This is a genomic window from Nitrosomonas sp. (assembly GCF_019752415.1).
GTDB lineage: Bacteria > Pseudomonadota > Gammaproteobacteria > Burkholderiales > Nitrosomonadaceae > Nitrosomonas.
The window spans coordinates 1-8,242 of record NZ_JAIEME010000069.1 but is presented as its reverse complement, the minus strand read 5'-3'; the positions used below and the strand labels follow the sequence as shown (position 1 = coordinate 8,242).

At 46.7% G+C, this 8,242-nt stretch carries 5 protein-coding genes, 1 tRNA gene and 2 pseudogenes; 5 read left to right on the top strand and 3 right to left on the bottom strand.

The features are described from left to right. Positions 1–220: 220 nt before the first annotated feature. The gene (locus tag K2P83_RS11350; protein WP_363279572.1) at positions 221–1,342 is read right to left on the bottom strand and encodes a glycoside hydrolase; all 1,122 of its coding nucleotides are present in this window, start codon (positions 1,340–1,342) and stop codon (positions 221–223) included. A gap of 639 nt (positions 1,343–1,981) precedes the next feature. Between K2P83_RS11350 and K2P83_RS11345 the strand changes: the two genes are divergently transcribed. Further along, a tRNA-Ser gene (locus tag K2P83_RS11345) sits at positions 1,982–2,071 on the top strand. A gap of 370 nt (positions 2,072–2,441) precedes the next feature. On the opposite strand, the pseudogene K2P83_RS11340 reads toward K2P83_RS11345, so the two are convergent. Beyond that, positions 2,442–2,590, bottom strand: a pseudogene (locus K2P83_RS11340) (IS256 family transposase); the annotation flags it as partial. 186 nt (positions 2,591–2,776) lie between these two features. Between K2P83_RS11340 and K2P83_RS11335 the strand changes: the two are divergent. Together K2P83_RS11335 and K2P83_RS11330 are read left to right on the top strand one after the other, a co-directional pair. After that, the gene (locus K2P83_RS11335) at positions 2,777–4,036 is read left to right on the top strand and encodes an OFA family MFS transporter (RefSeq protein WP_292929254.1); all 1,260 of its coding nucleotides are present in this window, start codon (positions 2,777–2,779) and stop codon (positions 4,034–4,036) included. Between the two features lie 76 nt (positions 4,037–4,112). Beyond that, on the top strand, positions 4,113–6,323 hold the full coding sequence (locus K2P83_RS11330) for an endonuclease/exonuclease/phosphatase family protein (protein ID WP_292929252.1): 2,211 nt from the start codon (positions 4,113–4,115) through the stop codon (positions 6,321–6,323). 169 nt (positions 6,324–6,492) lie between these two features. On the opposite strand, the gene K2P83_RS11325 is transcribed toward K2P83_RS11330, so the two are convergent. Beyond that, entirely contained in the window at positions 6,493–7,404 is a 912-nt protein-coding gene (locus K2P83_RS11325) for a toll/interleukin-1 receptor domain-containing protein (protein WP_292929250.1), read from the bottom strand. Positions 7,405–7,724: 320 nt separating this feature from the next. On the opposite strand from K2P83_RS11325, the pseudogene K2P83_RS11320 reads away from it, so the two are divergent. Then, positions 7,725–7,910 (top strand): annotated as a pseudogene (locus tag K2P83_RS11320) (ATP-binding cassette domain-containing protein); the annotation flags it as partial. A 104-nt stretch (positions 7,911–8,014) separates the two neighbouring features. Beyond that, the coding region (locus tag K2P83_RS11315) for a glutathione S-transferase N-terminal domain-containing protein (protein WP_292929248.1) at positions 8,015–8,242 on the top strand (228 nt) is incomplete at its 3' end.

Genomic DNA, 8,242 nt, shown 5'->3' with positions numbered 1-8,242 from the left:
TCAGAGCGTATATCCGAGATCAGGAAAAGGAAGATGAACGTTATGATCAGTTGAAATTGGGTATGTAGGTGCCGCTTAGCGGCTCGCAAACATCCCCTTTGAGGGGCTCCAGCGATAAGCCTCCGGCTCTGCCGGAGGTAATTTAACTTTTTGTCCAGAAATGTGATAAGTCATAAGAACATAGCCGATATTTCCTGTAGTCGATGGATTGTTCAAACAGCTAGTCGATACAGGAGTTGTAGGCCTTGGGACAATTCGGATCCAGTCCGCCGGCAGGATCGCTGGTTTGATTTGATTCGTTCAATAGCGCCAATACTTTTGGAAAATATTCTGGAGCCCGCGTCCAAAATATATAATTGGCTTTCAGTTTTTCCCGTGCAAAAATGAGCAGCTCCAAGACGGTCGGCGCATAACCTGTTCCATCCCATTTGGTATTCTTATAGTTTGACTGCATCACTGAGGGTGTTAGAGGGGTGATCCCAGAAAGTTTAGAATAGTAGGAATATACTCCGCTCGGAGAGCTTTTATCCCCTAGGGAATTAAGCCCCGGATCCTCAATGAAAATATCTGGCCCACCGAGCCCTGTTCCCATTGCACTCAGGTTTCCTATGAATGATTCCAGAATCGGGCGCGGCTGGTTTGTGAACTGGAATGTCATAGTATTGGGGAAAAACTCACGCATCTTTTTGTTTACTATGAGTAGATTGTTGTAAAAATCATCTACCTGTATTTTGGATAACGATTTTATGGGTACTCCCATGGAAGTTTCCGTCAAGCCAATACCTTCGAAGTAGGGGTGGGAATTATAGCGCATTCCCAATGCACTAACTAATGCAACCAGGCGATCACGCAACTCGGAATTCCACAGCTTGATGTTGTGCCCTTTAATGATTGCGGTGCCACCATTATTATAAGCAAATATACCTTCGTCGTATATTCCCGTTCTTAAGTATTCTGGAACGAAAGCTATATTAGGATCGAATGCTTTTATTTGCAATACAATGACAAGCCGTTTATTTTGAGCAGCAAGTTCGGCAAGACGCTTATCAATAGAAGAAAAATTGTATACACCATATGACTCCTCCAGTTCTGCCCAAGTATAACGAATTTGTACTCCGCGCAGAGCTGGCGTCTTTTTCAGTTCGCTGTATACTTTCGCCATATAGTTAGAATTATTTTTATCGCCCATATTAATTGCATAATAATGTCCCGGATGCCATTTGATCGGACCAGATACGGGTGCAGATGTGGCACTAGCGGTATATGCAGCCATCCAGATGACTAAAACCATGCGCATAAAAAATAATGACGTCATTAATAAAGTATTGATTTGCTTAGTCACAGTAGAGGGGTTAGTGTTAATCAACAATTAATGGAATTCTGAGGTTTGCATACAATGAACTTGTCAAACATAGATATATTATTTTCAATTTATTCGTCTTTAACTTCAGGCTCATGCCATTTTCTGACACTCATTCCTATCGTTTCACATTTTAACGCAATCGTATGATTTTGATTGCCTAAAGCACAACACAGAAAATCTCAGTTCTTTCAGGCATCCTGCAGCCGCACTATGGCTACATACGATCTTCTTCAGGTGATCGCTTTGCTCTTTTGTAAGGATGATTACTATCGCTTTCCTAAGCATATGCCAAGTTTACACTATTAATCAATATAAGATCTCTACACAACTGCGGAAATTTTGCTGTGCTGCTGAATAAGAAGAATAAATCTGATTATCTCCAGCTATTCTCTAAAAATTTTGCTCCGCGCGCCCTGCACCTATCCCCGCGGCAAGACCGCGAGGATAGGTGCAGAAAATCAAAAACGGCGCGCTACGCTGGCTTCAAAAACACAAACTATAATGTTCCTCGTAACAAGGCCATGGGTAATCGCAAGTTCAATTGCTAAATAAAGTACGCGGTAGCTAGCCAAGAAGAATTCTAAAAGGTATGATTGCAACTCTATTAGCTCTGTAATTGGAGGTGTGGCCGAGCGGTTTAAGGCAGCAGTCTTGAAAACTGCCGTAGGGGTGACTCTACCGTGAGTTCGAATCTCACCGCCTCCGCCACTACCGCATCCACTCAAATCCACTAGAAGCCAATAATAAATGTGGTAACTTTTCTACCACATAAAAATTTACCACCTTATGGCAAAGGACTTTATCTTTGGGTATATTTAAGATAGAGGTAACGCAAGTATTGGCGGCTTCGCTATAAGATACATCAATCATTCGAATAAATTAAAACAGTCCGCTGCTGATGAGCTTTGAAGCTTTCTCCAGAGAAGAGCATTCAAAACAAACTCCCGTTACTTCAAACAACATTTGCTGCAAAATCAACTTTATGATTTTTTTTGAAATCTATGTTTTGAGGCAAAGCGAAGCCATCTGACTCCAGTCAGTTTTTATAATTGGCTTCTTTTCTTTAGATAACAACACCCGGATATTTCGGACTGAATCGTTCAATACAATCATCAAATGCTTTGTAAGCCTTCTCCCGAGTTTCTGCTTGCCAAAAATCATGCAGGCTTTTTTGACTTTGGGCTACATGGCTTTAGGTAGTTTCTCTAATACATTGATGGTCTTATGCACCGAGCAGCACTTGACATGGTCCCAAAGACCCGGACACTCCCTGATTTCTCAATGGCTGCATGCCCATATTTCAGGTCAATACCCGGCAAAAGACGAAAAGCGGTAAGATTATGACAACAATCTTCACGACTAAGAGACAGTGCTGATTGAAATATTAAGATGGAATGATGGAGAACAATTGGAATGGCAGTACAGAATTTGAAACTATTCGGTATGGAAGCTGAACAAGGGAGATGGATACTTGTTTCGACAGGATTATTAATAAATGTTTGCCTTGGATCCATTTATGCATTCAGTGTTTTCAGAAAACCATTGGAAAGCTTGTGGGGGATCACGTCGAGCCAGAGCGGCTATCCGTTTATGGTGTTTCTGGCGGTATTTGCGGTTGCGATGCCGCTGGCTGGGAGCTTAGTGGCGCGATGGGGGCCCAAAAAGACAACTATGCTTGGAAGCTTGCTGGTCGGAACAGGATGGGTGGCTGCAAGCTTTTCTCCAGATATTACTGTCCTGACCATTTTGTATGGAGTGTTAGGTGGAGCTGGGGTCGGTATTGTATACGGATGCCCGATTGCAGTGGTTGCGAAATGGTTCCCGCAAAAAAGTGGCTTGGCGATTGGCTTAACGGTTATGGGTTTTGGCATATCGGCATTAGTAATCGCGCCACTTATGAAAACGTTGATCGATCAACCGGGTATTGGAATACTCAATACGTTTCTTTACCTAGGGGTCGCGTTTTTGGTTGTAATAATGCTTTTAGCTCAGCTATTGAGTTTCCCACCAACTGGATGGGTACCTGCGGGAGTAAAAACAGCTTCTGCGGCGACTGATTTAATGCCATCGTTAAACCTCAGCAGGCGAGAAATGTTGAAGACCCGTAGTTTCTATGCGCTGTGGGCTACGTACACGATCGGCTGTCTGGCAGGATTAATGGCGATCGGCATCGCATCCCCGGTAGGAACTGAACTGGCGCAGTTAGACGCGACCACCGCAGCATTCGCAGTTTCATTGTTTGCGGTATTCAACGGACTCGGGCGGCCGTTGTTCGGGGCTTTAACCGACAAGCTGGGTCCGAAGCATACCGCAATAGTTTCATTCACGATGATTCTAGGTGCGTCTTTACTCTTGTTCTTTTTCGGACAAGGCAATGCCATGCTCTACTTATTCGCATTCTGCGTGTTGTGGATGTGCCTGGGTGGCTGGCTGGCGCTGGCACCCACCGCGACCGGTATCTTCTTCGGAAAACTGCATTATGCGCAGAATTACGGATTGGTGTTTACCGCCTACGGCACCGGCGCCATCCTCGGAACACTGCTATCCGGCAGCGTTAAGGACCTCACCGGCAGCTATTTACACGCGTTTGCGATTGTTTCAGGACTGGCGGTTCTTGGAATGTTGATTGCCGCAATAGGATTAAATCCTGTGAAAACCGATCAAGCGCGTTAGAATACTTCGATCAAACAACAGTACACACGAGTTTTCAATAATCTGCTAATCACCCAGCTTAGGGAGTTCTTCTATCATGAGACATATCAGAATCTTAACCATGAACATCCAGGCGCAAGCCTGGCCCGCAGGTCCTCATAGCGACGCAGAATGGCGCGCAAAGGCGGCGGTCAAAGCACTCGATCCCGGTAATTTTGCTTTTGATGAGCATCCCGATGTGGTGGTGTTCAACGAGGCGGATAACGAAGATGCCAAGGAGATTCTGGAGACAGGACTCAAGGACATGTATCCCCATTTCATCGTGTCGTTCAACGGCGGCAGCGGCGATTTGAACGACGGCGGGCTGGCGATATTCAGCAAATTCGAGTTTCGCGAATTGCCGCCGTCGGACTATAACTTTTCAAATAACCGCAGCCGGTTTTATCCCTACGTTAGTGCTGGCATTGCCGGAATGTTTTACCCGATGAGCGCGAGCGATGATGGCTTGGCGGAAAAAGGCGTGGCAATCGTACAGATAAGTACGGGATTGCACTTTGAAATCGTCACCATCGCCTTGACGCACTTGCAGGCTTTTTACGAGGAAGTCGGCGAACATCACACCATCCGCTTGCGGCAACTGAAAGTCATCGAAGCCGGGCTCATCGACCTCATCGGCGCGCCGGAAGATAATAGCAATTGGGATAAAGTCATCGTACTGGGTGATTTGAACATCCGCGGCGACACCCCGCCCTATTCCACCGAGGGTCATGGCGAATGGACCAACGTGTTTATTAACAACGGCGGACCGTACAACAACGCCTCGCAAGGAATAACCGTCAGGCAAAACCAGTTGATTTTCACCGGGCAACTGATCGACGGTTGGCGCACATTGATGGCGCCGCCGGGTGCTTTCATGGAAGCAGACCCGGGTTTGACCAACACTAATCTGAAAGATGGCAAGTATTTGCCGGCAGGGTTGAAAGAGCGGTTGGATTACATCTGTTTTCCGAAACAACGCACCGATGCCGTGGGCGAAACGCCTCGCCATCTGGTGGCGCAGCACATGCGGATTTTGCCGTCCAATTTCTCCGCGTTGGATATGGCGTTTGAAAGAATCCAAAGCGACCACAAAGGCATTCTGGCGCAAGTGCATTGGCAATTTCCGCACAACACCCCCAATCAAGCCAAACTGCAGGGCGATTTTGTGCATTTTCAAGCGCCGGATTCACTGGTCAAAGTCAATATCGCCAATGACCTGAAGATCCCCTCCTCCGGCGTATTCCAGTGGATTTATATTCATGAACCGGGTACTTACACGTTCACTTATAGCCCCAATCTGGAAGCCGCTTTCTATTACGAAAACGCTATGTCCACAAAAATTGATCCGTTCAATCAAGTCAAATGGGGCGAACTGGGACTCGACCTCGACTGGTTAAACAGTCTGCAACATGAATTCGGGCTGTCTGAGATAGGCGATCAGGTCGATGTACACCGGTCAATGTTCATCCGTCTGAAAGCTGCTGAAAGAGAGGATCAATTCACCGGCAACATCGCTTTTTCTTTCATCAAGCACACCGGCGAAAACCGCTTCCTCGCCATCGGTTTATTGCCCAACGACATCCCCAAAGACCCGCGCTTGCCGGTTGGCCAGAAAAATGGCGCAAACGACGAATGCTGGTTCCGGGCGCCGCTGGCCGAACAATTATTGAGCGGCAATCCTTACCCGGTACAGTTTTATATCCAAAACGATTTTGAACGAAAAATCCGTCTCAGTCTGTTCGAAGGCATCGCCCCACCGGCGCCTTTTGCGCAGGTAACCAATGAAGATCGGCTCATAGTGATCGACTATAACCGTGCCGCCGACATCAAGGATGTTTATATTTTGCTGGAACGCAGCCAGACAACGGACTTTGAATTCCTGGCGGGCTATCGCTACAGTATTTCCTACCTGAATCACCTGGAAATCTACAGTATCGAAGACCAAAGCGGGCTGGGCGCAGATGAAATCCACCTCACCCTAACCGCCGACGATATGGCCACCAATTTCCTCGACTTCACCGATGAAGATTTCGACGACGACGAACGGCGGATGCTCAATTCTTATTACCCTAAAAATACCGCTTTTGACAACCGGCTCAACATCACCGTTTTCGAATTGGATAGCGGCGAAGACGACGACGGCCCCTTCACCGCCACGATTCCCGCATTGAAGAAAGGCGAAAACAGCCGGGAATCGTCGCTCATCATTGAAGCGGAAGGCGCAGAGTATCAGATCAGCTACAAGCTGAGCCGGAATCCGAATCGATGAAGGTGGAATGCATTTATCTTTATGGCGGCTTGTTTTCAGCTTCGTAGGACGGACGCCCGAAGGGTGATCCGTCAAACCAAAACCAGCGCCAACCTATCATCTAATGCCATCATCACACTCGTTCGGCGGAACGCTTTCAGCTTCCGCCTTACGCGGCTTGACTGAAATATTAGACAGTACTTGTAGTCGCCACGTAAATCTGTCGACAGACCTCATCTTCGCCTACCGCATTCCAGTCTATACCCTTGACGTTCACCAAGGAAGGACTGAACTGATAAACCTGCTCCTTTGTGACGTCTACCCAAATGGGCAGAACGAGCTTTGCGTCCTCGAGAATCTCGCGTGTAAAGATGGATTCGAACTCCTTCTTGCCCCAGCTGCGATTACTCAAGAAGTTAGGACTTAGTACAAGAACACACTTCTTACATTCCTTCAGCCCTTCCTCAATAGATTCTCGAAGATTTACACCTAACTTCAATGAGAACTCGTCGTACCAAACAGGGCAGATTTTTCGCTGAAGGTTAAGAGCGATGGGTCGGGCAATGGCCTCTTTGTCGCGCGAGTCGTGGCTAATAAATGCAAGTGGCTTTTCCAAGATCGTTCGTCGATTCGCATACGCGGCATCGCGGAACTGTAGCTCGTGTCCAAGAATGCCGGCAGCGTCGATTAACTCTGAAATTTGCGTTTCACAAAAACTTGTCTCTGCATAAATGAATACTCGCCGAGATGGGGGTGTACTGAGCAGATTGCGCCATGTCGGGTCGCCGAAGAGCTGATATTCAATCTTGAAAGGGTTTTCGTTATGGACTCGTAAGCTACCGTGGAAGACTCGTGCCGATGGTAACCATACGGCGCCTTGCAGCGAAAACTGAGACGTACCGTATTTGATTGATCCAAGGATCTTTTCGAAGTCGCTCGGTTGAAGTGAAGCATCTCCAAAATAGAAAGCCAAGAATGCTGAATTTGCATTTGCATCATAGAACATCGACGCGTCACACGGTACGTCACTAGCGGTGTACGTAATATGCACCCGCAGCATGTGATCGAAGTCCGTATCAAAGTACTGTCGGATAGTAGACATGTCTGCCGTCTAACTACAATTAAATATCCGAAATGACGGGATAGATTACATCAAGAGTAATAGCCAATCCTGTAGCATTCATTCTATCTCCTTATTTTTTATAGAACTGTCATCGCTTAAAGTCTGGTCACAAGTTATCGCCAGAAGGTATTAGATCCACACTCAAAATTCCATACCAGTGAAGCATACCCTTCAATCGCCGTTCCGTGCAATGGATCGTCGAATCTGTGGACTAACATGCACCATAACTCAGCAGAATCATTGAAAAACGTATAGAATATGCGCCCCTTTCTTGCAAAAAGAATCCGCGGGTATCCACTTTGATTACAACAGCCAATAACACCCTGCAATTCGGCGCCAAGTCACTGTTTGAAAATGTTTGCGTTAAATTCTGCGGCGGTAATCGCTATGGCCTGATCGGCGCGAACGGTTGCGCCAAGTCGACGTTCTTGAAAATTCTGGGCGGGGATCTGGAACCGACTGCCGGTAATGTCGCGGTTGACAGTGTTGCTCGGATTCAAACCTTCGGGGTCAGGAGCACAAACAGACCCGCTAAAATGCAGTAATTAATCCATTATGCAATAGCAAGCGTTAACTTCAAGGTGAAAACATGATTACTTTGTACGGAATTGAATGGTCACGCGCGAAATATGTATTGTTTACGCTGGCGGAACTTGGTCTTGATTTCCAGCATGTCAAGATAAATCCTTTCGAGGAAGAGAAGCACACTCCCGAATATTTACAGCTAAATCCACTTGCCCAGGTACCCACTCTGATTGATGGCGATCTGGTGCTGACCGAGGCCATGGCGATTAATTTTTACCTGTCGAGAAAATAT